Source organism: Lactobacillus sp. M0390, assembly GCF_016102085.1.
GTDB lineage: Bacteria > Bacillota > Bacilli > Lactobacillales > Lactobacillaceae > Lactobacillus > Lactobacillus apis.
In genome coordinates this window covers 336,135-361,315 of sequence record NZ_JACFPH010000001.1, presented here as the reverse complement: position 1 = coordinate 361,315, position 25,181 = coordinate 336,135, and the positions used below count along the sequence as shown (strand labels likewise).

Below are 25,181 nucleotides of genomic sequence, written 5' to 3'. Positions count from 1 at the left end.
TTACTGGTAATGCAGGCAAGACTACATTGATAACTAACATTTTGCTTTTTTAAGTATTAGTTATTTTTGTCGTCCTGTCTGCATTTTTTGATGGGTACAAGAATGAATAAAATTAAAAAGATACTAAATGTTAATGTTGTAATTATTGATCACGATGGAAATGAATATATTGCTTTTGGTAAAGGGATTGGCTACCACGCCAAAGTTGGCAGCGAAGTGCCTGAAGAAAAAATTAGTCGGAAGTACATTCCGGTTGATGATAACAAACAAAACGAGCTCGTTCAGTCACTACAAAAAATTCCAGCCAAGATCATTGAAACAACAACTGAAATAGTTGAATATGCAGAGCGAAGCCTGCACGAAAAGCTCGATGCAAGTATTTATTATGCTTTGTCTGACCATTTATATTTTGCAATTCAACGTTTGCAAAATAACTTATCGTTAGGCAACCGTATATATCTGGAAATGAAAACTTATTATCAGCCTGAGTTCAAAGTAGGATTACATGCACTTGATATTATCGAAGACAATTTAGGCGTAAAGTTACCTCAAGAAGAAGCTGCTAACATTGCTTTTCACATTATTAATGCTTCCAGTAATCAGGAAAGCAGCAATGTGCTTGAAGTTTCTCGCCTAATTGATAATATATTGCAAACTCTGCGTGTTCTTTGCCACGGTAATCTTGCAACGGAAGGTTTAAATTATGAGCGCTTCGTTACTCATATTAAGTTTTTTGCTGAAAGATATATCAGTGATCAGATGCTTTCAAATGATCCAGAATTACTAGAACAAGTGATGAATCTTTATCCTGAAGCTAGTAAAATTGCCATGAAGCTTAAGCAAACAATTGAAATTATTTATAGTAAACCTATTACTAAGGAAGAGCTTGCTTATTTAATTATTCATATTCACCGTGTGACCATGTATTGAAAGGAAAAAAACAAATGAGAAGTAACAAAGAAGTTACCGATATGATCGTCAAAAATGTTGGCGGTCCCGATAACATTTCTAGCTTTTATCATTGTGCGACGCGAATTCGCTTCACATTAAAGGATAAAAGTAAATTTAATGCCGAATTTTTGAAGCAACAACCGGAAATCTTGGGGGCGGTTCAAGCAGGTGAAGAATCGCAAGTTATCATTGGCGCAAAAGTTGGTGAATACTTTAAACAGATTCAGAGTGATTATCACATTTCTGGTGATAGTTCTTCGGAGCCTTCAACCGATAAGGAAAAAGTTGGCTTTTTCAGAAACCTAATTAATATTATCGTTACAATTATGGCACCAATCATCACGCCATTAATTGCTGGCGGTATGTTTAAAGTGGTTATTTCACTTTTAACTACTTTTAATCTAATTTCAGTCAAGTCCCAGAACTATGCTATTTTGAGCTTTATGGCTGATGCCGTCTTTTACTTCCTGCCGATGATGCTGGCTGTTAGTGCTGCAGAACACTTTAAGACAAATAAATTTTTGTCAATTGCTATTGCAGGCGTGCTTTTACATCCCAACTGGGCAGCGTTAGTTGCTGCAGGCAAACCAGTAACTCTGTTTGGAGCACCAATAACTTTAGCTACATACAGCAGCACTGTTATTCCAATCATTTTATGTGTTTGGATTCAATCCTACGTTGAAAAATTCGCTGAAAAAGTCTCCCCTAACGTCATTAAAACAATGCTTAAGCCGCTTTTGATTTTTATCATCATGGCTCCTCTTGCTTTAATTGTCATTGGACCAATCGGTTCATGGTTAGGTGACTTATTAGCATTATTAATCAATAGTCTGAACAAATATGCTCCTTGGCTAGTTCCAACTTTAATGGGCGCTTTCTCACCTCTTCTAGTTATGGTTGGAATGCATGTTGCCCTGATGCCAATAGCATCTTTAGGTATTGCTAGTCCCGCAAGAAGCGAAAATATTCTTGGACCTGGTATGCTAGCTTCGAATATCGCTCAAGCTGGCTGTTCATTTGCCATTGCCTTAAAAGATAAACGTTCACAAAATCGCCAATTAGCACTTTCTGCTGGTGTAACTGCCCTATCAGGAATTACTGAGCCTGCTCTTTACGGTGTTACCTTAAAGTACCAACGAGCAATTTACGCAGTTATGGCAGCCGGTGGATTGGCTGGCTTTTACGCTGGTATTACTCAAGTTGTTAGATACTCATTTGGTTCACCTGGTATTTTCACCATTGTTAACTTTGTTGGTAAACCAGGTAACTTCTTAAATGCAATCATTACTGCAGTTATTGCCTTTATTTTAGGTTTTATCTTCACCTTTATACTCGCAAAAGTTGAAAAAACTGATTCAAGTGCGTCAAAAACATCAGATACATTAAATTCATCTAATACTGAAAATTACGCTGAATTTGAAGCTGTTAACGCTCCAGTTGATGGTAAAGTTATTCCTCTAGATCAAGTTAACGATGAAGTGTTCGCAAGTGGATCGCTTGGTTCAGGTCGCGGGATTGACCCTGAAACTAACCTAATTGTTTCTCCTCTAGCCGGTAAAGTTACTATGACCTATCAAACTGGTCACGCAATTGGAATCACATCAGATAATGGTAATGAATATCTGATTCATATTGGAATTAACACAGTTAACTTAAAGGGCGAAGGTTTCGACGTTCAAGTTAAAGAGCAACAAGAAGTAAAACAAGGAGATCCTTTGGTTCAAGTTGACTTTGCTAAAATTAAGCAAGCAGGATATGATCCGACTGTTTTAATAATTGCGCTCAATAAACCAGACAACCAGTTAAATTATGACTCAGTAGATCAAGTAACTGTTGATGATCGAATCTTCAGCACTAGAATTAAAGGACAAGATGATAATGAGTAAAACTTATTCGTTCCCCAAAGACTTTTTATGGGGTGGAGCAACAGCCGCTAATCAACTTGAGGGTGCCTATAATGAAGACGGTAAGGGGTTATCCACGATGGATTTACTTACTGGTGGTGATCATCAGACACCGCGAAGAATCACACGTCAAATCGAAGACAACACCCTCTACCCTAATCATATGGCCGTTGATCACTATCATCATTACAAAGAAGATATTAAGTTATTTGCCGAAATGGGTTTCAAAACATATCGCTTTTCAATTGCTTGGTCAAGAATTTACCCTAATGGTTTAGAAAACGAGCCTAATGAAAAAGGTCTGGAATTTTACGATAACTTAATTGCTGAATTGAAAAAATATCATATTGAACCGTTAGTAACCATCTCACATTTTGAAAATCCCATTGGATTAACACAAGAGTTCAATGCTTGGGCCTCTCGTAAAATGATTCCCCAGTATGTTAAATTTGCTAAGACTGTAATCAAACGCTATCACAAAGATGTTAAATATTGGCTTACATTTAATGAAATCAACATGCTTGCCAAACCGCTTGGAGCGTATATGGGTGGCGGAATGTACTTAGGTGATTCAGAGGTCTTCAATAATACTGAGGAAGACTCTACCCAACTACGTTATCAAGCACTACATTATCAGTTCTTAGCGAGCGCCGAAATTGTTGATTGGGCACATCATTATGATTCTTCATTAAAAATGGGCTGCATGATGGCCTACCGCATGATCTATCCTCTAACAAGCCATCCTGACGATGTTCGCTATGCTCAATATATGACTGAAATCAATAATTTTTACTGTGGTGACGTGCAGGTTAAGGGAAAATATCCTTACTTTGCGCAAAAGTTCTGGAATGACCACAATCTTAAGTTAGATATCACTGACAATGATTTAAAATTGTTACAAAAAGGAAAAGTTGATTTTTATACTTTTTCTTATTATCAGTCATCTACTGTCACTGTTACCCAAGACGATGCTGAAAAAGCAGCTGGTAACTTCTTTAACGGCGTTAAAAATCCATATGTTGAACGTAGTGCTTGGGGTTGGGAAATCGATCCAGTTGGCCTTCGAACAGCACTAAATCAAATATACGAACGTTATGAAATTCCACTAATGGTCGTTGAGAATGGACTGGGAGCTGCTGATCAACTAGTTGAAAAAGATGGTCAATATACTGTCGAAGATGATTATCGGATTGATTATCTTCATGATCATATTGTTGAAATGGCTAAAGCAATTGAGGATGGTGTTAACTTAGTTGGCTACACCCCTTGGGGCTGTATTGATCTTGTATCAGCAAGTACAGGTGAAATGACTAAACGCTATGGCTTTATCTATGTTGATAAAAATGATGATGGTAGTGGAACTTATAACAGATACAAAAAGAAATCATTTAATTGGTACAAAAATGTTATTGCAAGCAATGCAATAGACGATTAACAACACAAAATAAAAGAGCTTCATAATAGTTAGGCTTCAATCTGGCTATTTGGAGCTCTTTTTTTATGAGCAAATATGCTAATATTTTGTGAAATCTGCTAATTCAAATGCAACAGAGTAATTACATTTTTGAGCAAACTAAAATACACGATTCGGTTAAATCCAAATCGTGTATTTAAATGTTATTCAGTTATACAAATATTTTGCTGCTCAACAGACTAGATACGCTTTTTAAATGCTGCAACCATTCCTAGCAATGAAACTGCAACGACAGAAATACCAGCTAATAACATCTTCAAAGAGTTAGTCTTATCAGAACCAGTTTGTGGCAAAACAGCTGGTTTAGCGGCAGGATCCTTAGTTGTTGTATTTACATTGTCACTCTTGTTCTCATCTTTTTTGGCAGTATCAGTTGAAGCTGCTGGGTCCTTCTTATCTTTGCTAGGATCCTTTTGATCAGAACTTGTACCAGGCTTTTCAATTGGGTTTTGAATTTGTCCTGAATTGTCAGTTACATTGGTCTCATTTGAACCATTATCCTTAGTATAAATGTAGATTACCTCTTTAGGTGTGTCTTCAAAGTAACCTTCAGTTGGTCCTTGCCAGTCCTTTAAAGTATAACCAGGAATTGCCTTACGCATTGTTCCATAGCTAACTTGTGTATGGCCGGCAATAGTTTGATCGTCAGCAATCTTATTTCCTGCTTCATCTTGATAATGAGCAACAACTGTAGCAGTTCTTCCATCGTTAACTACTGTAGCAGCAGGATTGGTAGCATCAGCTTTAACAACATTAGTTCCATTAACACCAGCAAAAGCAAATACTGCTGCAGCTGCGGCAGTCAATAAAGCAGAGCTTTTCTTGATTTTTAAGCTTTCAATTTTCTTCATAATTACTCTCCTAATAGCGTTTTCTATTCTTTAATACAATTATAATATCACAACTTGTTCCCCATACCTAGAAATTTTCTAAGTCTAATTTAAACCGGTTATTTCTTAGTTCTTTATTATTTCAGGTATGAAAAATGTTCTGTCAAAAGCCTATCACTAGTGTTTTATTTTAATCATACCGTACGTAATATGATTAAAATGGCGTAGATTTAGAGGTGCAAAAAATAATATCTTCCAAAAATTTAAATATACATATATAATAACTACGGTCATATATTTTTTATTGTCCACAACGCCAGTGACACTAAACCTATGGCATATTTTTGAAGGGAGATCTTAATGATCAAAATAAAAAAAGTACTATCAGTTGTTGGAATCAGCTTTTTAGCAATCACATTGGCTGGATGCTCTTCTAATAACAAGTCGAGCGACTCCAACACACTCACTAAGACTGAACAGCAGAAGAAAGCTTTCAAGGAAAAGTATGACGAAATTAAACTTGGAGATATTTCCGAAAAAGGCAACGGCGGTGCTTCTATTACAGAAACTACTGAGCTTTTAGGAAAGCCAAAATCTACTGAAACAACCTCAGTCAACGGACTTAAAGTTAAAACCATAGGTTGGAAAACATCAGGTGCTATACTTGTTGTCCAATTCTATAATAAAAAGGCAATCACAAAGACCATTAATAATTTTAAATGGGAGAAAGCTCCTAATAAATTAACTCTAAAAACATATAATAAAATCAAAGAAAATAGTTCTTATACCAGTTTAGTTAAAAAATACGGTCAACCGGATACGTTAAACGATAATATCGTAATGGGTAAAAAGAACAAAGTTGCTCTTTACCAAACCAAAACCAAGTCAAAATCCGATAACAACAGTAACCGTGCCACTTTTGTTTTCTCAGACAATAAACTTATCTCAAAAACACAAGTTGAACTGGATAAATAATTTAAAGTATGACCAAATAAACTAGCTTTAAATTCAAATTTAAGCATTAATAATTATTCAATCAAAAAGGTCACATTCCAACAATTTAATTGTGGACTGTGACCTTTTAATATGGCCTGATTATTTTTTTATGACAACATTGCTTAGTAGGACTTACAAAGTTGCTTTCTTTATAAAGCTGTTCACATTCGCAATGTAGTATTCCTTATTCTTTATTCTAATAGGCGCACCATAAGTCTTTACCAGTCTGTTTTTCTTTATTTTTGTTTTTTTGCGGTTGCCATATCGATTATAAAGATATGCATTATGTTTCAAATTAGATTGCTTTGCGTCAATGTTTCCCGCTGCAATATACAAACCATTTGACAGTTCATAATAGCTTTTTTTATTATTTACCTTTTTACTGACAACTTTAACTATTGATCCAGCAGTAAGAATTAAACGATTAGCGCGGGTTTCATTTTTATCAGATAAATAGGCATTATGCATTAGCAGTTTTCCATCAAAAATCTGCGAAGATTTTGATACAGTTTCAGAAGTAGATGCATTTTTCTGAGTATTTACTAGTAAGTTGCTCAATTTGACGTAGCGGTTTTTAGCAATAATGTAGTATTTAATGCCTCGAATACGAACAGGTGAACCATACGTTTTAATGCTTTGCCCCCTTTTGAGCTTGCCAGTATTGTTAGCTTTTTCTCCATATTGATTATAAAGGTAGGCGTTTTGCTTTAGCTTTCTAACAACAGGCTGAACATTACCATATCGAACATAGTACTTCATATTGTTGTCATTTTTATCGATTACAATATAAAAATCGCGCCCATTGATAGTCTTTTCACCATAAGTTGCAATAAATGAACCGACTCCCAAAATGACGCCATTAGTACGCTTGCCAGCATCGTCGTATAAATAAGCATTATGCATCAAAGTGTATTCTTGCATGTTACTTAGATTATCTTCATTCTTGTCGGCTGCTTTATCAGTGTGATCATCAGGTGCAATCTCTGGGACTGGATTTTGACCTTGTCCTGAATTAACGGTGCTTGTATTATTACTGTCATTGCCGTTTGATGATGGTACAAATTTTTTCCAAGTATAGGTGCCAGGCTTAAGTGTGCCAACTTGAGTTTTTTGAAGTAGTTCACTACTGGTAAGCTGCGGTTCATTGTCGTTTCCCACCATACGCCATTTATCGATATAATCGCTCTTGTTGGACAACTTAGTAGGATTAGGCTGGTCCAAGGCCACTTCACTTTTTAACTTAGTTTTCGGGCCTAATACTATCGTTGTGATACCAGGGAGGAACTGAGTATCGACATTGCCATTATCCATAACTGCAACTTTTACCACAACATCATTTGCCAGCATGTTTTTCATGCTAACAACATTCGTAGTATCAAATGAACTTAAATCTAAATAATCTAGACTGAGCATAAAACTTAGCATGTCATCCATATTAGTCACTTTTTCTGTATTAAAATGACTTAAATCTAATTCGGTTAAGTTATAAGCACCATGGAACATATTTTTCATTGAAGTTACAGAACTAGTGTTAAGGTTTGATACTCCTTCAATTTTACTCAAACCAACACAACCATTGAACATGAAAGTCATATCCTGAACATTCTTTGAATTTTGTCCAAACTTACCTCCAATGTTTATCAAACCATCTTCCCCAACTGCAAACATATCAGTAAACATGTAACTCATATCTGTTACAGAAGAAGTATCCCAGCTAGACAAATTCAGTGCTTTAATTTTACTTGCGTAGAACATACCTCGCATATTAGTGACTTGGGAAGTATCTACTTTATCTAACCCACTTATTTCCGTGAGATTCACTAACCGCGTATCTTTTACATATCTAAACCAGTACTGAAAATCGCCACTCAATTTTATCTGATCTGTAAACTCGATTTTTTTGACGTTTTTTAAAATGTCTTGATCAGCAAAAGCACCGTTACTATCATTTTCACCGGTAATTGTACCCCCGTTAATCTTTAAGCAGTCATTGCTGTCATAACTCCATTTTGGACCATTTTCACCCCACGTACCACTTTTAACAATAGTCGGTTCAGTTTGAGATTCAACCTGTTCACTTTGTTTTCCTAGATTATCAGTATTTTTGCTAACCTGCTCTTGCGTATTAGAAGTGGCAGAATTACCCTTGTCTGAACTCTCTTCGCTATTTGGCTGGTTAACAGGCAAACTATCGGCTTTAATCACATTATTATTTGTAAAGAGCAATAAGCTAAGTGTAGCCACAGTTAAGCTGCTACCTAACATTGTACTTTTTCTTCTTGTACTCATATATAGCGTCCTCTGCACTAGGCACTCTTAATTATTATCTTTACAATAAACTTAGCACAGACTAAAAAAAGTACCTTTAAATTTGCTTGTGATATTAACTATTAGTAAAATAGTTAATCAGCATTCTATAAAGATATAGGACTAAAAGCTCAATAATATATGTACATCTAAGAACTTTATAAGACAATATCTGCTAAAAATGTCACCTACGCACTAAACATGATTTTTCCTGTTCTACTATTACTGATTAGAATTTATAAGTCTAAGAAAAAACCTCTGGACATTTTTAATCCAGAGGTAATAGATAATGTTTTTAGCCAATTATACTTTTTTGCAGTTTTCTTCAACTATTTTGTGCAAATGAACCAACAAGTATATTTTTTCCTGCTTAGTGATTTTTAAAGTAAACTTTTTATTAATAAATTTATCGAAAGCAGCAATAATCTCAACTTCTTTTGGCATTTTTGCAGCCAAATCCTGATAAAGTCCTTCTTTGTCTTCATCTGAAAAAAGTTTGTTTTCATAAACTCTTTCACAAAAATAATTTAAATGTGTTAAAAAGCGAGAATAAGTGAAAGTACTTTGATCAATCTTTCCTCCGATAACCCTTTGAGTTATTTTCTCAAGACTATTTACCAGATCAGCTATTTTCATATTCTTCTCTTGATTGCTATGGTCAACTTCAGCATCTACAAAATGTAATCCTATGGCTGTTGCTTCACTATCAGGTAATGAAACATGCATTTTTTTATTGATTAAATTGACGGCAAACAAACCTACCTGATATTCATCCCTATGATGGAGCAAAACGTCAGGATAGTTGAAATTTTCACCAATATTGCCTTCTTTAAATCGCTTTACTACAAAAGAAATATGGTCAGCCAAGGATAAATAAAGGTAGTCTTTCACTTTAATGTGATATTCTTTGGCGGCAAAATCTATTATTTCCTTGACCATATTTAAATAAACTTCGTCTATTGTACTGGCCAACTGAATAAAGTTTTTTAACATTTTATTATCAGTTAAAACAAAGATTTTCTGAATCTCTTCGTTTTTAACGGGATAACCAATTGCTTTGTGATAGCCAATTCCTTTTCCCATTAAGATACATTCTGCTCCCGAATCATCTAATGCCAAAATGAGCGAATTATTTAAAACTTTTAGTACTTTCATTAGCTCACCGCCTAATTGCATATTTGGTTAATTGGTCAGTCCATTGTTTGCAATGACTTTTTGGTACCAATAAAAACTGTCCTTTGGAATCCGACGTAAATCTTTTAAATCATCATCAGTTCTGTTTACATAGATAAAACCATAACGTTTTTTAAATCCCTGGTGAGAACTTAGTAAATCCATAACTGACCATGGACAATAGCCCACTAGATTTACTCCGTCTTGAATGGCATCATAACAAGCTTGAATATGATCTGCAAGATATTTTATGCGATATTGGTCATGAATTTTGCAATCTTGTGCCAAAATATCAGGTGTACCCAAACCATTTTCAGTAATAATCATCGGTAGACGAAACTGACGATGATATTCATTTAATACGATTCTTAACCCCATCGCATCAATTTGAGCACCATATTCTGTAGCTGACAAGTTAGGATTGGGTTCAATTTTAAAATAGCCATACAAGTTAAAATCTACATCATTTTCCCTTGTACCATATGGGTGGTTAGAATCACTTGGTAAGTAACTAGCAACGAGCGTCCGGTAATAATTAACTGCTATGAAATCTGGTTTTGCATCCCTTAATACTTGAGTATCATCTTCTTGTATAGATGGGAAAATGCCAGCTTTTTTAAGATAATTAATATAATAACCGGGATACTGGCCATTACAATACATCTCTAGTGCATAATTTGTTTTAAAATTATCATTCATTTTTGCTGCCCAAACATCTAATGGTTTGCTAGAAGCCGGATAAGTCATTGTGGACGAGACTGCAGGGCCAATTTTACTGTTCGGGATTAGTTTATGACAATCTTCCATTGCGTATGCACTTGCTACAAACATATTGTAGTCCATTTGTGCTCTGACACGCTCTTTATTTTTTTCTTCAATATGATACATGTTCATGCGTTCGTCAACACGAACCATAAGGTTTTGCTCATTGAATACTTGCCAATTTTTAACTCGGTCACCAAACTCCTTAAAACATATTTGGGCATATCTTCTAAAAGCTGAAATACAAGCCCTATTTTCCCAGCCATTGTATTTTTCCACCAAAGCTAGTGGCAAATCAAAATGATATAAAGTAACAAAAGGTTTAATTCCATTTTCGATTAAACAATCAATCACTTTGTTGTAAAAGTCTATGCCTTTCTGATTCACTTTACCGTCTCCATCAGGAATAATTCTCGACCAGGCAACGGAAAAACGATAAACTTTAAGACCTAGCTCTTTCATTAAAGAAATATCTTCTCGATAATGATGATAAAAATCACTGGCTACCTTTGTATCAGCTTGTCCGGGACCAGCATGGACAAAAGAATTATAGTCTGCTACTGATTCTCCCTTACCATCTTCATTCCATCCACCTTCAATCTGAAATGCTGATGATGACGCGCCCCACAAGAAATTAGGGTCGAATTTTTTCATATTTTGCTCCTCCGATAATTATGCTTCAGACTTAATTTTATGATTTTGACAAGAGGTACAACAACTGATCGTTATTAGTAACAGCATTTTTCTTTGTTGAACCAATGGCTGCATATTCTTTTGAATTAGTAACGATAACTGTAGTTGTTAAGTCATACCCTGCCTGCTCAATTTTTGAAATGTCAAATGACACTATTGGCTGCCCCTTCTTAACATGATCACCGTCTTGAGCATGCTTTTCAAAGTATTGCCCATTCAGTTTAACAGTATCAATGCCAATATGAATCATCATTTCAATTCCGTTATCCAAAATCAAACCAATTGCATGTAAAGTTGGATATATCATGCTAACTGTTGCATCAGCAGGAGCTACAATTTTTCCTACTGTAGGTTGTACAGCAATACCTTTACCCAAAGCTCCAGATGCAAAAACTTCATCTGAAACTTGCGCTAGAGGAAGTGTCTTACCCTCAACCGGAGAATTTACAAACAAATCACAATCGTTTGTAACCAAACCTTCGTCAATCGTTTTAGTAGAATTTTCGTTCTGGTTATCTGCAACCTGTTTTATTTCTTTACTATTTTTGCCTTCAGGAGCTGTATCACTAGGTAAATCATTGAAACCAAATATAACCGTTAAAATACATGCTCCAACAAATGCAATTAAGCAACCTAAAATGTAGCAAATAAATGCCTTGGTTCCTGCAGAAGCATAAACTGGAATAGTTAAAACGCCTTGATTAGCAAAAGCATTACCGTAAGAGCCACCCCAGCCCATTAAGGCACCACCTAAAGCACCACTAATTACTGCGTACACCATAGGTTTTTTCAGGGGTAAGTTAGCACCATAAATGGCCGGTTCAGTTATGCCAAATAAGGCTGTAACTGTAGCCGAAGCAGCCACAGTTTTAAGATTCTTGTTTTTGGTTTTTAAGAAAACACCTAATGCTGCACCTGCTTGCGAAAAATTAGCTGCACCCGCAAAAGCAAGTAAGTTTTGGCGTCCTGTTTTAGCAACATCATTTATACCAATCGGAATAATTGCTCTGTGAGCACCAAAAATGACCAATACGCACCAAATGCCACCGACAAAGGCACCTAGTAAAATTGGACTTAAATTCATGATGTAGTGGTATGCCCAGTTAACTGCGTTACCAATGTAAATGCCAATTGGTCCAAAAATCATTAAAGTTGCAGGCACCATAATAAGTAAAGACAACGTCGGAACCATAATGATTTTCAAAACATCCGGCATTATTTTCTTAACAAATTTTTCAACGTATGCCAATACAAAAACTGCTATGATGATGGGCACAACTGAGGAAACATAATTTGCCTTGGTAATCCCAATCCCAAATAACGTTACTGCATTCTTTCCCGTCATCAACTCTACCAAAGTGGGATAGCATAGCGTTGCTCCCAGCGTCATAGCGATGTATTCATTTGTTTTGAAAACTTTGGCAGCGGATTTAGCCAAGATCACCGGCATAAAATAAAATAGTGCATCCGAGGCTGCATTCAAAATGATATAGGTATTAAATGTCTTGATATCGACATGATACATATTTAATCCAATTATTGCAGCTATAGCTAAAATACCTTTTAACATTCCAGATGCAGCAATTGCTGGAATAGTTGGCGTAAAAATAGCTGTAACCATATTTAGAATCTTTGTTCCTATGCCAACTTTTTCTTCTTGCTCATCATTTTGGGAATCAGCATCAGCCCCAAGCATCGGCATAATTTCATCATAAATCGTCTCAACTTTATTACCTAAAACGACTTGAAATTGACCGCTTGCCTCTACAACCTGAATTACTCCTTCTATACTAGACACTTCTTTTTTGTTTGCTTTAGCTTCATCCTTTAAAACGAATCTTAGTCTGGTGAAACAATGAGTCAAACCTGAGACATTTTCCTTTCCACCAACTCCGTTCAGGATTTGCAGCGCAACTTTATGGTTATCCATTACTTTTTCCTCTTTTACTAAATAAAAAAGACCAAATATGCGTAAAATAGACCAATAATTTTGGAGCATTATTTACGTACATTTGATCTTGCCTGCATTACCAGTAACACGTCAAATAAAAACTATTTTTATTTATAATCTATAAATTTAACACTACTGTTCCTTTTATGCAAGCGATTACAGGAGAAATCATTTAAACTTTTTTACATTTAACATGACGTTTGTACTTATTGAGCTAATGACAGAAAAATTCGAGAAAATAAAGAAAGAGACTAATGATGCTTCTATTTATAAGATAGTTGATCCCATTTTTATTCAGAATTTCGGCATTATTAAATATGATTTCATAGTTATCTTATTCTTATATTTTTAGTTTTTTCCCCAATTTCAAGGTCATGACTAATGATTATAACTAGATTAGTTTGTGCAATTTTTTCCAATAAGCATAATAAATCTGATTGCAATTCAGGGTAAATATTAGCTAGTGGCTCGTCTAATAAAAAGCAGTGCGCTTTCTTTTTCAAAATAGCAGAGTAAAGCTTTACTAATTGTATTTCACCCGTTGAAAGCTCAGTCATTTTCTTATCTAACACTTTTTTTATATTAAATTGAGAAGAGCTAAATACTTTTTGGAAATATTGATCACCAGAAATACAGTTTTCGTTACTCTCATTTACATACATATCTAAATATTCTCTTACAAGACAATTTGGAAGAATCGTATCTTGGAATAAACAGCTCATATTATCTTCTCTCAATTTTTCCTTATTTATTAAATCAATATCTATATTGTTTATTAAAATTGTCCCTTTTTTTGCTGACGTATACAGTCCAATTATCGTCCTTAAAAAAGTAGATTTTCCTATTCCATTTTTGCCTCTAATAACATAAAAACCAGGATTATTAAAAGTACATGTAAGTTCTTTTGAAAATAAAGTATTTTGTGCATCCAAGCTAATATTGAAATTATGAACTTGTATATTTTCAACATTAGGAATGACTATTGCTCCGTCTACTTCATTCCGGATAGACATCAATTGATCAATTCTCATGTATGCAACTCGAAAAGACTCAAAGTTAAACAAAATAGAAAAGATTTCATCCACTTGTCCTAATAATTGATTAAAGTATTGGAAAAGAACAGAAAAAGATCCAATTGTCATACTTCCTGATATTACGGCCAATCCGCCATTAATAAACAATATTATCTGGAAAATCAATTGTAAGACAATTTCACAAGTAGACATACCTAAATTAAGAAGAAAGTTTTTTCTTGTAACATTTAAAAGAGAAACTTTGGTCTTTTTCCATCTTCTAGATTCTATCTCTTCCCGTTTATTACCTTTAATTTCAACATATCTATTCAGCCATTCAGCAAATCCAGAAAAGTATTCATTGTAAATTCGTCTTAATTCTAAGTTTATTTTGAATATTTTTGGTTTTAAAAAAAGGTACAAAATAATATAGGCTGGTAGCAAAATCATTACTAGCAAGAAAAAGTGAGATTTAGCTTTAATAATATAAATAAAAATTATAATCGAGGAAATAATAATTGAAACGATTTGATTTACTGTTTGAAACAAGAAATTTAAGATTTCATTAGTATCTTCCGTAATTCTATCTGCAGTTTGAATAGGATCAAGTTTTAAGACTTCTAACGTATCTTTTGAATACAGCTTCTTTATTATAATATCGTTTACTTCTATGTTTATTTTTCTGAACTTTAGAATTTGAATTTTGTTTATAAAAAAAGATAAAAACAATCTTATTAGGTTTAAAACTATTATCACTATTATATTACGTATAAATGATATTCTATCAGCCTTATATACTAGTGAATTTATTAGCATACCTTCCAAAATAACATTAGATGTCTCAATACATGTATTAATAATACTCATTCCTAAAAAAAGAAAATACTCAAACTTGTACTTGCCATTAATCTCTTTTAGAACAGCACGCATAAAATCACCTACATAATTTAATTAAAGGATAATATCTTCTAAGGATTGAACTTCTTTTTCTAATTTTATTTCAGAGCCACTACTGACTGAGTTACTCTTTTTATAATTTGGCAAAAAAATACCTTCCAAAAAACATTAAATATTTTAATATTTAGTTAAAATAAAGTTAATTAAAGACTAATTGAGCGACTTTAAATTGTCAATAAATTTTTATTTATATTATGAAATCTGAAAGTATCAAAACTAGCCAGAACCCTTATAGATTCTGGCTTTTTGGTGTCTAAGTCAGATTTAAACCTACTTGTTTTACATTAACCAACTGTACCGATTTAGCTAAATATCTAAGATTAGCCCACTTGCACGTCTACTTAAAAATATAAATAACTTGTCTTGAGCTAATTACAGAAAATTCGAGAAAATAAAAAGCTAGATGATTTATTCATCTAGCTTTTTTAACTTAGACACCCTGATGGGAATTTGATAGGCAAGCCAGCTTTTCAATTCGTTAAAAACTTGCTGTTAAGCCATTTTTATATTGGGATATCCGGGCTCGAACCGAAACATGCAGGAACCAGAAACCTGTGCCTTACCATTTGGCTATATCCCAGTGTTAATCACCCGTACGAGAATTGAACTCGTAACTCCACCTTGAGAGGGTGGCGTCTTAACCATTTGACCAACGGGCAAAATCAACAGTAATTATTATGCTTTATACAGCCCTTGTTGTCAAGTGCTTTTGACGCATTTACACCAAAGATTTTCAGCTTAAAAATCACATATCCTCAATATTTTTTACTTTCTGAGTTTTGATAAACTTCTTCTTAGCATAAAAATACAATTATTGTCTTTTCGATACAATTTTATTACTTTAATTGTATATAATAGTAGGTAAAGTATTTTATGAAGGAATTTTTTATGCTTGCTTATTCAACCACACAAAATTTAATTGAATCAATGGTTTCCGAACGAATTGTTCCAGGCGTTAACTACGCTTTTATTAAAGACAAGCAAATTTTCACTTCAACAATTGGTTTTGCTAGTACATACCCCAAAGTAACTCAACTCAGTCCATTTGCCCAATATGATTTGGCAAGTCTAACTAAAGTGCTCATTACTGAAAATATTTTATTAAAGCTTTATCAAAACGATAAATTAAACTTTACTGAGCCACTTCAAGATTTTATTCCAGAGTTTCAAGACAACCGAGTTCGCCTTTTTCATCTTCTCACCCATACTAGTGGAATTCGCGGTTGGATTGAAAATCGTGACCAGCTAAACCATGATGAGTTAATACATGCAATTATTAACTTGCCTGTAACTGACGAATTTGAGCATAAAATGCGGTATGCTGATACCAACTTCATTCTTCTGGGCTTAGTAATTAAAAGAATCTATGGTAAGCCTGTTCAGGAAGTTGGAGTAGACGAGATCATCAAACCAATGAAACTCACAGAAACCACTTTTTCGCCTGATAAGGATAACTGTGTTCCAACAGCAATGGTAAACGGTTCTGTCCTCCAAGGAGTGCCTCATGATCCTAAAGCAAGACAACTTGGGAGTGATTGTGGCTCTGCTGGCCTCTTTTCTACAATGTCTGATTTAATTAAAATTTCGGAAGGTTACATTGGCTTAGACGATAATATTCTTCCATATGACCAAGAGACTGTAACTAAGCTTTTTGAAAATAAAAATCCCGCCGGTGTTCAGCCACGTTCTTGGGGCTGGGACTTACGCTTTGACCCTGAATTCAATTACCCAATTATCTTACATACAGGTTTCACTGGGACACTAATTCTCCTAGATCGAGTGAAAAAATCCGGAATGATCGTTTTAACTAACCGTGTTCATCCCACGGGACACAACCAAGTTTTTCTTGCCATGCGGGAAAAAATCATTCAGAGCTTTTTAAAAGAAAATGACCAGTAAAAAACAGCTTTTTATATAAAAAGCTGTTTTTTTGTATTAACACTTCTTCTTTGGCCAGAAGTGATAAATTAGATCAACTAAGGCTTGAGCAAACATACCGCCTGCCATCCAGTACATAGCCATCATCATCTTATCAGTAAATGTAAAGTAAGCAGTGATGCCATAAACAATTACCCAAACAATCTTAAAAAACAAATTATCACACATCATAGGTAAAAACCCCTTTCATTTATTATCCAAATTATACCTTTTTTCATAGTAAAAATGGGGGTTTTTGGGGTTATTTAATGGGCTTAACTTTAAAAATCAAAAATTTATTCTAATTAGTGTTATCATTTCAAAATGTTTACATTCGTAAGCAATAAGCAAACTTTTTCCAAAAATATATTTTGCTCTTACAAGACATCATTTATTTCTGGAGTTATGTAATTTAATTAATATTTAAACAGCAAAAAGACTTGAACTAGTTCAAGCCTTTTTAAATTATTAATTGAAGAATCCTGGAATTGTAACAAATGCACATGAATGTGGTGGCATTTCGAGTGTCAGTTGTCCTTCTTTAATCTCAATGTTTTCTTTCTGCAATTTAGAGCTTTCTCTTAACTGATTAATTTCAGGTTGCTTAAGATATTCTGGTTTTCCAATTTCTTCCCACTTTTTCATTGGGTTGGCATGATTGGAATCGATTCGTTCGATCCATGCATCATATGCATTATCCGTTCCTAAATCAATTTTAACTTCTTCAGTTTCGATTGGCTCACTTGGAACATTATGGTTATATGCTAAGACTTGTAAGTCATTCCCTTTTTGAACAGCTAAAATTTCAGCAGTACTTTCAGTATCATTTTCCACTTTAATTCTCTTTGTTCCTAGCTCATGGAAAATTTCAAATATACGGTAAACTGGCTTTTCAACTCCATCAACTGTTTGTAAACCAAATCCACCATGAAAAACACCTGGCTTTTGAGATTGTTCTTCGAAAATATCACTAAAAGTCCAAAATGAATAACCATCAACTAAACCATCATTATCTGCTAAAGTTTTTGCGACCATTGCAGCAGCATATGGTTCATCATGAATTGTATCGCCAAGCATAGCCGAGACATTCCACTCAGTATAATATAAAGGATAATTTTTAGACTCTTGCTTTGTTCTAGCAGTCATTTCTTTTAAAATGCCACGATGATAGTCTGTCTCTTTTCCACCTGTTTGCTTAAAAAACTCTTTAATATCCAATCCACTCTTCCATAATGGATCATCTGTTGGATAATGATGAGTAGAAACAAAGTCAAGTGGAACATTGTTTTTCTCACAAAAGTCAATCATTTCAGGAATCCAAGAATTGTATGAAGTTGCTGGCCCTCCAAACCTAAGCTTACTATCAATCTTTTTAGCTGTTCTTGCCGTCATCTCATATAGGTGGAAATAATCTTCCTGTGAGCCAGAAAAGAACAGTGGCAAATTTGGTTCATTCCAAACTTCAAAGAACCAGGTTTCTACTTCTGACTCATCATAACGATCAATGATATGCTTGATAAAACGGCTAATCAACTCTTCCCATACTTTATCAGACTTAGGCATTGAATTATTTCCACCATAGACAAATATTCTACCATTGCCAGACGCAAGACATGAAGGCATAAAGCCCAATTCCAAAAATGGTTTCATACCTATTTGAAGTAGAAAATCAATAATCTTGTCAATATTAATAAAATTATACGTGATTCCCTGAGAATTACCTTCAAAATCAAAGTTTTCGATGCATACACTCATTTCGTCATCAAATAAACCATGGAAACGAACATATTTAAAACCTAATTCATTATGCGCTTTAATTAGCTGCTCGCGATAATCTTCTCGCAAAGCGGTATATGCATGACAACTCCCTACGCACACTTCCCAGTAATGTGGAAAATTGGTTTTTTCATTCTGCTCTACTTTGAAATTTAACATGTTTTTTCTCCTCTTATTGAGCTGATATGCTCAAATTATCAATGTATCCGCTTTCGATTATAATTTTATTATAAAGTATAAATTTAAAAGCAGACCATATCCAAAAAACAGGAAATAGCTGTTCTTTTCCCATCTTTCGGAATAATTCGTAAAAACTAGAGTAGCCATTTTTTAATTCCAGCTTTTAAGCTAAACAAAAAAAGGTTTGAACTGGGTTCAAACCTTTTATTAATTTCTAGTATACTTTATTAACTCATTAACTGGTATGCTTGATCTAATACTTTGGCTCCATCCATCATACCATATGCTTGCATATCAATTACTGCTAGTCCAATGTTTTTACCATCAACTTTTTGCTTAAATTCGTTTTCCATATAACGAACCTGAGGTCCAAGTAAAACGCAGTCAATTTTGTTTTGCGCAAGGTTGTCATCTGCTTCCGCTGCAGGACAAGCAAAAATTTCCACATCTTTTCCTTGGTCTTCAGCTGCTTTTTGCATTTTAGTAACAAGTAAACTTGTGCTCATTCCTGCAGAACAGCATAGCATGATTGTTTTTTCAGCCATATTAAAACTCCTTATTCATCTATCTCTAATTTAGTAACATTTTTAGCGTTTGTGGCAATTACTTTTTGATAAAAGTAGAAACTATCTTTTGGATAACGCTTCATATCACGTTCAGAATTATTGTCACGATTAACAAAGACTAAGCCATATCGTTTATCCATGCCATCGTTAACACTTAATAAGTCCAAAAATGACCAAGGATTAAATGAAATCACATTTACGCCATCCTTAATCGCTTCACGTAATTCATAAATATGTCCGTTAAGGTACTTAACCCGCTTTGAATCATGAACTTTTCCATCTTCAAGCTCTTCTCGTTCTGGCCAACCACATTCTGTAATAATAATTGGAATATTTGGATAGCGATCATTAACCTTTTGCAAGGCAAAGCGTAAACCAACAGGATCGTATGAAAAGTCCCATTCAGAATTCATTAAACGATCGTCCCTAACCTTCTCGACATTAGAAATAACACCATCGAGCATTTTAGGGCTTTCTTCATTGCTTAATTTGAAAACTGAAGTTGAGTACCAGTTTAGGCCTAAGAAATTAGCTCTTCCATTTTGCAATATTTCAGCATCACCTTCATGTACATCAAGTGTTATATTGCTGTCCTTAAGGTAACGTAAATAATAGCTCGGTAATTCACCACGAAGAGCAACATCCATATCAATAAAGGAAATCATATCTTCCATTGACTTACTCTTTAATGCATTAGCAGAAGTATGATCGTAAGGGAAATTGGTCATATATGATACAGCTGGACCTATTTTGGAATTAGGAAACATTTTATGACACAGTGAGTAAACCTTAGCTTGAGCTAAAAACATATTGTAGTTTGAATTCTCGCCTTTTTCCCTTAAGCGATGCATATCGGTGTCGTTAATTCCATTCATCGCTGGTACATTGGCAATTAGAGACTGTTCATTGATAGTTAACCAGTATTTTACACGGTCGCCAAATTGTTCAAAAACAGTTTTAGCATAGCGGTAGTAATCATCAATGGCTTTTCTATTAGCCCATCCACCATATTGTTTAACCAAATCTTCTGGACAATCAAAATGGAACAATGTAACTATCGGCTCAATTTTATTTTTAACCAATAAGTTGATTAGCTTATTATAAAAATCAATGCCCTTTTGGTTTGGTTCCTCATCATTACCATGAGGATAAATACGTGCCCAAGAAATTGAAAAACGGTAACTTTTTAGGCCAAGCTCAGCCATTAAGGCTACATCTTCTTCAACATGATGATAATGATCAGCTGCAACTGAAGTATCTATATACTTACTTTTCTGTGAACGTAAATCAGCAACTGTAACGCCTTTACCGTCTTCATTAGCTGCACCTTCAACCTGAAAAGCTGAAGTACTTGCTCCCCACAAAAAGTCAGCTGGAAAATCGTCCTTGAGCTGCTTTTGAATGCTCATTTTTATTTACTTTCCTCCTCTAATGCTTGCTTGTCTGCAACCTTAAAGAATGGAAGATAGATTGCACACATTAATGCAAAGTTGATAATCCAAATAACTGCACCTTGCCAGCCCATAATCATAGCATCAGCAACTAATTTAGGCATTGTCCAAGGCATACCCATTCCTAAACTTGGATTGTAACTAGTAATGAAGCCAATTTTAACAGCTAATAAAGCTACACCACTAGATACAAAACTAGATAAAATAAATGGAATAAACATAATTGGGTTTAATACAATCGGCATACCGAAAATGATTGGCTCGTTGATGTTAAAAATATTTGGTAAAGCTGAAACTTTGAAAAATTCCTTGTAACGCTTAGACTTACCGAAAACTAACGCAACTAGAACTAAACTCAGTGTAGCGCCAGCAGCATCATTATTTGCAAATGAAAATACAACTAAATTACTTAAATATGGAATAGTTTTACCAGCTTGGTATGCTGGCGTACTACCTACCATCATTGAAATTACAATTGGAATAATAACCGACTGAATAGCAGCTGGATGAATACCAAAGGTAAATAATAGGTTAGATAACACCATAATTAAAATTAATGTAATTGGTGAACCACCTACATGTAATAATGGAGTTGTAATTAGCTTATTAACAAAGTCAAAAACATTTCCAAATGGTGAAAAGTCAAAAATAGCTCTTACAATAAATACGCCAACAAAAATAATAATTCCAATAATTAAAGGTTCAATAGATGAACTAACCATGCTAGGAACCGAATCAGGTAATTTGATTGTTAACTTCTTGTTTCTACTTAACTTAACATAGAAAACACCAATTAAAATTGATAGCAAAATAGCAACAATTATACCTTCACTGCCTAAATAGTTAATCTTAAACGCATTAATTGGCGTTTTGCCTGGAATAACTTGCGGCATCAAAATGAAAAAGCTGGCCAAACTTAATAGACCTGATACAACACCGTTTGCCTTAGACTTTTGAGCGTAGTCATAAGCAATTGTAAAGGCAATGAAAACAGCTAAAATGTTCATTGTCCCGTTAACGATAGCAGTCATGGATGGTGTAATACCAACTTTAGCAAACCAATCTGCTACAGGTTTAATTGGAAAACTGGCAAAAATAGAGAAAATAGACGCACCAATTGTCACTGGCAGTGTCATAACCATTCCAGATGAAATACTTTGTAGGACCTTATTTTGTCCTAGCTTATTTGAAAACGGAACTAGATATTTTTCTAGCCACTCTTGAAATTTTTTCATTTCTTAAATACTCCTTATCAGCTTAATCGCTTTCATTTTAAACAAAGTATATTCATATTGTTATCTCTTAACCATAGCCAAAAAACAGAAGAATTATATCCATTTCCCAGTTTTAGCAAAAATAACACATACAAAAAAAGCTGACAAGATACTATATCAGCTATATTCTTAACTATTTTTATTACGATATTCGGCAGGTGAAATTCCAAAATACTTCTTAAATATCTTATAAAAGTAGGAAGGATTTTCATACCCCACCTGATTTGCGATACGTTCAATAGGAGCTGTTGTATATGTGAGAAACTCTGCTGCTACGTTAACTCTTTGCAAGTGTACTAATTGAATAAAAGTCTTACCAGTTTGCTTTTTCAAATAGTCAGAAAGATAGTTTGGATTAAAGCCAAAGTTCTTAGCCATTTTTTGAAGAGTAATATTGCTATAGTTCTTTTCAATATATAGAAGTAATGATAGCAAATTATTATTCTTTTTATGATAATCTGTTACTTTTATTTCTGAGTTTGCAGTTTGTCGAATTAATCTTGAAAAAAGGGTCAACATTTCTAATCTAATAAGCTGATCTGACTGTATATCAGGATAGTAATATTCATAAATTATATCGTATACAAGCTCTTTGATTTTTGCATTATGCTTTGTTTTGAATAAACTATACCTTCCTTCACCATATTCTTCATCAGATAGCAATGAAAACAGAATATTCGAAATATTTGAACCATTTTTTTGATTTTTTAGATAATCCAGCTCATTTAGAGAAAAAGCCGAACTGCGCAATGCAATATTGACAACTATTCCCTTTTTACTAATAGGCTTAACTTTATGAATAGTTCGATTACCCATAAAAATCAAATCATCTTGGTTAACTTTTACTTCTGAGTGCTCGAGAACAACTACACAATCTTCATTTAGTGGAATCATGATTTCAATATAGTCGTGAACGTGGAAAGGCACAAATGATTCTGTTGGCTGAACAGCAATCGAAATTGAATTACTATTCAAGGTTAAATTATCTGAATATGTATCAAAAAAACGATATATTGGTTCTGTGCCTACATTACCAATTTTTTTTGTAAGATTGCCATTTTTCTTAACAGTTTCCAATACATCTTTCCATGTTTTAGGTGAATTATTTTTCCGAAGTACTTTTAAAACTCTTTCTTTCAATTCCGTTCCTCCAGTTCACAAGTACTTTGAAATAAACCTGTGAAATCAACATAGTATTTATGACTTTTGGCAATAGCTCAAATACCAACATAAGACTAGAATTAATTAATAGGATCATTTTTTATATTTATAACACATGGAGAAAAAATATGACAGACTTATCGAAGAAGCCCTATAACTTGTCTGCTTCACAAATCGACTTTGTAAAGCAAAAAATAGCAAGTATGTCAACGGAAGCAAAAATTGGACAATTGTTTTTCGTTATTGGGGCAGACGAAGAAAACACAGATTTAAGAGAATTTATTAAAAAGTACCAACCAGGCGGAATTATGTACCGTCCTGACGCTGCCAAAAAATTGCAACATGAAATTGCCACTTCACAAGAAGCAAGTGATATTCCACTATTAATTGCCGCAAACCTTGAAGCTGGTGGTAATGGCTTGGTTAATGAAGGTACTTGGGTTGGGCGTCCACTTCAAGTGGCGGCAACTGATAATCCAGAAAACGCATATAACCTCGGTGATGTTTCAGGTTATGAAGCAAAACAAGTTGGTGGCAATATGTCTTTTGCACCAATTGTTGACCTTGACTTAAACTTCCGCAATCCAATTATGAACTCACGTACTTTTGGTAGTGACAAGGACCGTGTAATTAAAATGTCCGATGCAGAAATCGAAGGACTTAATGCTAATCACGTTATTCCTGTTGCTAAACACTTCCCTGGTGACGGTGTTGATGAACGCGACCAACACCTTTTAAGTTCGATTAATTCACTTTCTGCTGATGAATGGATGGAATCATACGGTGAAATATACCATCACTTAATCGAAAATGGCTTGCCAAGTATTATGATTGCTCACATTATGCAACCTGCTTGGGAGCAAAAATTACAACCAGGAATTGAAGATAAAGACTTGCATCCTGCTTCAACTTCCAAATTGTTAATTGATGGCTTGCTTCGCGACATTTTAAACTTCAACGGTTTAACAATTACGGACGCTACTCCAATGATTGGTTACAATGCAATCATGCCACGTTCTGAAGCTTTACCAGCTACAATTAACGCAGGAATCGACATGATCTTATTCAACAAAGACATTGACGAAGATTACAAGTTCATTACTGATGCAGTGGCTAACGGTACCATTTCAATGGACAGAGTGGATGAAGCTGTTACTAGAATTATCGGAACTAAGATAGCACAAGGTGTTATGAACACTGATTGTGAACTTTGTGAACCTACTTCAAGTAACATTGACTTAAAGCTTGCTGAACATGAAAAGTTAGCTGCTAAAGTTGCAGCTGAATCAGTTACCCTTGTTAAAGATCGTGACAACTTGTTGCCAATTACACCTAAAAAATATCCTCGTGTTCGCCTAGTAGTTTTAGGTGACAACGATGACGGTGGCTTTAAAGAAGGTGGCAAGGTTACTGCTAAATTTAAGGAAAAACTTGAAGAAAAAGGCTTTGAAGTTACTGTCTTTGATCGCCAACACTTAAACTTCCAAGAAGTATTTGAAGGTGGTGTTCAATACGAAAAAGACCAATTTGACTTAGCTTTTTACGTTGCTAACGTTGAAACTGCTTCTAATCAAACCACTACCCGTCTTGACTGGATTCACTTAATGGCTGCCGATGCTCCATGGTTCATGAAAGACATTCCAACTGTTTTTGTTTCAACTTGCAACCCATATCACCTCTTCGATATTCCAATGGTTTCAACTTACGTCAACGCATATACAGGTAATGACGTTACCATTGATGCATTGCTAAGAAAGATGACCGGCGAAGAAAAATTCATTGGTACTAACCCAGTTGATCCATTCTGTGGTCGTTTTGACACACGCTTGTAAAGGGAGCTAAAAA

The 25,181-nt window shown here is 34.4% G+C and carries 18 protein-coding genes and 2 tRNA genes; 6 read left to right on the top strand and 14 right to left on the bottom strand.

All coding sequences use genetic code 11. From position 1 onward, the window contains the following. Positions 1–102: 102 nt before the first annotated feature. From H3R25_RS01775 to H3R25_RS01765, 3 genes are read left to right on the top strand one after another with little or no spacing between them, the layout of a single operon-like run. On the top strand, positions 103–930 hold the full coding sequence (locus H3R25_RS01775) for a PRD domain-containing protein (protein WP_122034869.1): 828 nt from the start codon (positions 103–105) through the stop codon (positions 928–930). Positions 931–944: 14 nt separating this feature from the next. Continuing rightward, positions 945–2,837: a beta-glucoside-specific PTS transporter subunit IIABC gene (locus H3R25_RS01770; protein ID WP_198188799.1), complete on the top strand. Its 1,893-nt coding sequence runs from the start codon at positions 945–947 to the stop codon at positions 2,835–2,837. Further along, positions 2,830–4,290 (top strand): glycoside hydrolase family 1 protein, encoded by a 1,461-nt coding sequence (locus H3R25_RS01765; protein ID WP_198194114.1) that lies wholly within the window; start codon positions 2,830–2,832, stop codon positions 4,288–4,290. The genes H3R25_RS01770 and H3R25_RS01765 overlap by 8 nt, the downstream gene beginning before the upstream one ends. Positions 4,291–4,508: 218 nt before the next feature. On the opposite strand, the gene H3R25_RS01760 is transcribed toward H3R25_RS01765, so the two are convergent. Then, complete coding sequence (locus tag H3R25_RS01760; protein WP_198194112.1) at positions 4,509–5,180, bottom strand: MucBP domain-containing protein; 672 nt, start codon at positions 5,178–5,180, stop codon at positions 4,509–4,511. Positions 5,181–5,519: 339 nt separating this feature from the next. Here H3R25_RS01760 and H3R25_RS01755 point away from each other — a divergent pair, with 339 nt between their 5' ends. Beyond that, positions 5,520–6,134, top strand: coding sequence for a DUF3862 domain-containing protein (locus tag H3R25_RS01755; protein ID WP_198194111.1), 615 nt, complete (start codon positions 5,520–5,522; stop codon positions 6,132–6,134). Between the two features lie 153 nt (positions 6,135–6,287). Here the strand turns inward: H3R25_RS01755 and H3R25_RS01750 are convergent, their stop codons facing one another. From H3R25_RS01750 to H3R25_RS01720, 7 genes are all read right to left on the bottom strand, one after another. Then, positions 6,288–8,444 (bottom strand): SLAP domain-containing protein, encoded by a 2,157-nt coding sequence (locus tag H3R25_RS01750; protein ID WP_198194109.1) that lies wholly within the window; start codon positions 8,442–8,444, stop codon positions 6,288–6,290. Between the two features lie 321 nt (positions 8,445–8,765). After that, positions 8,766–9,617: a PRD domain-containing protein gene (locus H3R25_RS01745; protein ID WP_198194107.1), complete on the bottom strand. Its 852-nt coding sequence runs from the start codon at positions 9,615–9,617 to the stop codon at positions 8,766–8,768. A 27-nt stretch (positions 9,618–9,644) separates the two neighbouring features. Beyond that, a complete protein-coding gene (locus H3R25_RS01740; RefSeq protein ID WP_198194100.1) occupies positions 9,645–11,051 on the bottom strand; it encodes a glycoside hydrolase family 1 protein in 1,407 nt (468 codons plus the stop codon). A gap of 37 nt (positions 11,052–11,088) precedes the next feature. Next, a complete protein-coding gene (locus tag H3R25_RS01735; RefSeq protein ID WP_198194098.1) occupies positions 11,089–13,020 on the bottom strand; it encodes a beta-glucoside-specific PTS transporter subunit IIABC in 1,932 nt (643 codons plus the stop codon). 350 nt (positions 13,021–13,370) lie between these two features. After that, positions 13,371–14,984, bottom strand: a complete 1,614-nt coding sequence (locus H3R25_RS01730; protein WP_198194096.1) for an ABC transporter ATP-binding protein — start codon at positions 14,982–14,984, stop codon at positions 13,371–13,373. Between the two features lie 535 nt (positions 14,985–15,519). Next, positions 15,520–15,591, bottom strand: a tRNA-Gln gene (locus tag H3R25_RS01725). A gap of 7 nt (positions 15,592–15,598) precedes the next feature. Continuing rightward, a tRNA-Glu gene (locus tag H3R25_RS01720) sits at positions 15,599–15,670 on the bottom strand. 229 nt (positions 15,671–15,899) lie between these two features. Between H3R25_RS01720 and H3R25_RS01715 the strand changes: the two genes are divergently transcribed. After that, complete coding sequence (locus tag H3R25_RS01715; RefSeq protein ID WP_198194386.1) at positions 15,900–16,910, top strand: serine hydrolase; 1,011 nt, start codon at positions 15,900–15,902, stop codon at positions 16,908–16,910. Between the two features lie 36 nt (positions 16,911–16,946). On the opposite strand, the gene H3R25_RS01710 is transcribed toward H3R25_RS01715, so the two are convergent. The 6 genes from H3R25_RS01710 to H3R25_RS01685 all read right to left on the bottom strand — a co-directional run bounded on the left by H3R25_RS01710 (position 16,947) and on the right by H3R25_RS01685 (position 23,315). Continuing rightward, positions 16,947–17,120, bottom strand: a complete 174-nt coding sequence (locus H3R25_RS01710) for a hypothetical protein (protein ID WP_165775957.1) — start codon at positions 17,118–17,120, stop codon at positions 16,947–16,949. A gap of 276 nt (positions 17,121–17,396) precedes the next feature. After that, positions 17,397–18,863, bottom strand: coding sequence for a hypothetical protein (locus H3R25_RS01705; RefSeq protein ID WP_198194094.1), 1,467 nt, complete (start codon positions 18,861–18,863; stop codon positions 17,397–17,399). A gap of 248 nt (positions 18,864–19,111) precedes the next feature. Then, positions 19,112–19,429: a PTS sugar transporter subunit IIB gene (locus tag H3R25_RS01700; protein WP_198194092.1), complete on the bottom strand. Its 318-nt coding sequence runs from the start codon at positions 19,427–19,429 to the stop codon at positions 19,112–19,114. A gap of 11 nt (positions 19,430–19,440) precedes the next feature. After that, positions 19,441–20,859, bottom strand: coding sequence for a glycoside hydrolase family 1 protein (locus H3R25_RS01695; protein WP_198194090.1), 1,419 nt, complete (start codon positions 20,857–20,859; stop codon positions 19,441–19,443). A gap of 2 nt (positions 20,860–20,861) precedes the next feature. Next, the gene (locus H3R25_RS01690; RefSeq protein WP_109715374.1) at positions 20,862–22,136 is read right to left on the bottom strand and encodes a PTS sugar transporter subunit IIC; all 1,275 of its coding nucleotides are present in this window, start codon (positions 22,134–22,136) and stop codon (positions 20,862–20,864) included. Between the two features lie 168 nt (positions 22,137–22,304). Then, positions 22,305–23,315 (bottom strand): AraC family transcriptional regulator, encoded by a 1,011-nt coding sequence (locus H3R25_RS01685; RefSeq protein WP_046306617.1) that lies wholly within the window; start codon positions 23,313–23,315, stop codon positions 22,305–22,307. Positions 23,316–23,464: 149 nt separating this feature from the next. On the opposite strand from H3R25_RS01685, the gene H3R25_RS01680 reads away from it, so the two are divergent. Further along, positions 23,465–25,168: a glycoside hydrolase family 3 protein gene (locus H3R25_RS01680; protein WP_198194088.1), complete on the top strand. Its 1,704-nt coding sequence runs from the start codon at positions 23,465–23,467 to the stop codon at positions 25,166–25,168. Positions 25,169–25,181 lie beyond the last annotated feature (13 nt).

What these genes read in the sequence shown, in the direction of transcription:
- H3R25_RS01715 (WP_198194386.1), top strand. Translation starts at nt 15,900, where the DNA reads ATGCTTGCTTATTCAACCACACAAAATTTAATTGAATCAATGGTTTCC.
- H3R25_RS01700 (WP_198194092.1), bottom strand. Translation starts at nt 19,429, where the DNA reads ATGGCTGAAAAAACAATCATGCTATGCTGTTCTGCAGGAATGAGCACA.
- H3R25_RS01680 (WP_198194088.1), top strand. Translation starts at nt 23,465, where the DNA reads ATGACAGACTTATCGAAGAAGCCCTATAACTTGTCTGCTTCACAAATC.
- H3R25_RS01745 (WP_198194107.1), bottom strand. Translation starts at nt 9,617, where the DNA reads ATGAAAGTACTAAAAGTTTTAAATAATTCGCTCATTTTGGCATTAGAT.
- H3R25_RS01690 (WP_109715374.1), bottom strand. Translation starts at nt 22,136, where the DNA reads ATGAAAAAATTTCAAGAGTGGCTAGAAAAATATCTAGTTCCGTTTTCA.
- H3R25_RS01730 (WP_198194096.1), bottom strand. Translation starts at nt 14,984, where the DNA reads ATGCGTGCTGTTCTAAAAGAGATTAATGGCAAGTACAAGTTTGAGTAT.
- H3R25_RS01710 (WP_165775957.1), bottom strand. Translation starts at nt 17,120, where the DNA reads ATGATGTGTGATAATTTGTTTTTTAAGATTGTTTGGGTAATTGTTTAT.
- H3R25_RS01695 (WP_198194090.1), bottom strand. Translation starts at nt 20,859, where the DNA reads ATGAGCATTCAAAAGCAGCTCAAGGACGATTTTCCAGCTGACTTTTTG.
- H3R25_RS01765 (WP_198194114.1), top strand. Translation starts at nt 2,830, where the DNA reads ATGAGTAAAACTTATTCGTTCCCCAAAGACTTTTTATGGGGTGGAGCA.
- H3R25_RS01740 (WP_198194100.1), bottom strand. Translation starts at nt 11,051, where the DNA reads ATGAAAAAATTCGACCCTAATTTCTTGTGGGGCGCGTCATCATCAGCA.
- H3R25_RS01755 (WP_198194111.1), top strand. Translation starts at nt 5,520, where the DNA reads ATGATCAAAATAAAAAAAGTACTATCAGTTGTTGGAATCAGCTTTTTA.
- H3R25_RS01750 (WP_198194109.1), bottom strand. Translation starts at nt 8,444, where the DNA reads ATGAGTACAAGAAGAAAAAGTACAATGTTAGGTAGCAGCTTAACTGTG.
- H3R25_RS01705 (WP_198194094.1), bottom strand. Translation starts at nt 18,863, where the DNA reads ATGTTAAATTTCAAAGTAGAGCAGAATGAAAAAACCAATTTTCCACAT.
- H3R25_RS01775 (WP_122034869.1), top strand. Translation starts at nt 103, where the DNA reads ATGAATAAAATTAAAAAGATACTAAATGTTAATGTTGTAATTATTGAT.
- H3R25_RS01770 (WP_198188799.1), top strand. Translation starts at nt 945, where the DNA reads ATGAGAAGTAACAAAGAAGTTACCGATATGATCGTCAAAAATGTTGGC.
- H3R25_RS01760 (WP_198194112.1), bottom strand. Translation starts at nt 5,180, where the DNA reads ATGAAGAAAATTGAAAGCTTAAAAATCAAGAAAAGCTCTGCTTTATTG.
- H3R25_RS01735 (WP_198194098.1), bottom strand. Translation starts at nt 13,020, where the DNA reads ATGGATAACCATAAAGTTGCGCTGCAAATCCTGAACGGAGTTGGTGGA.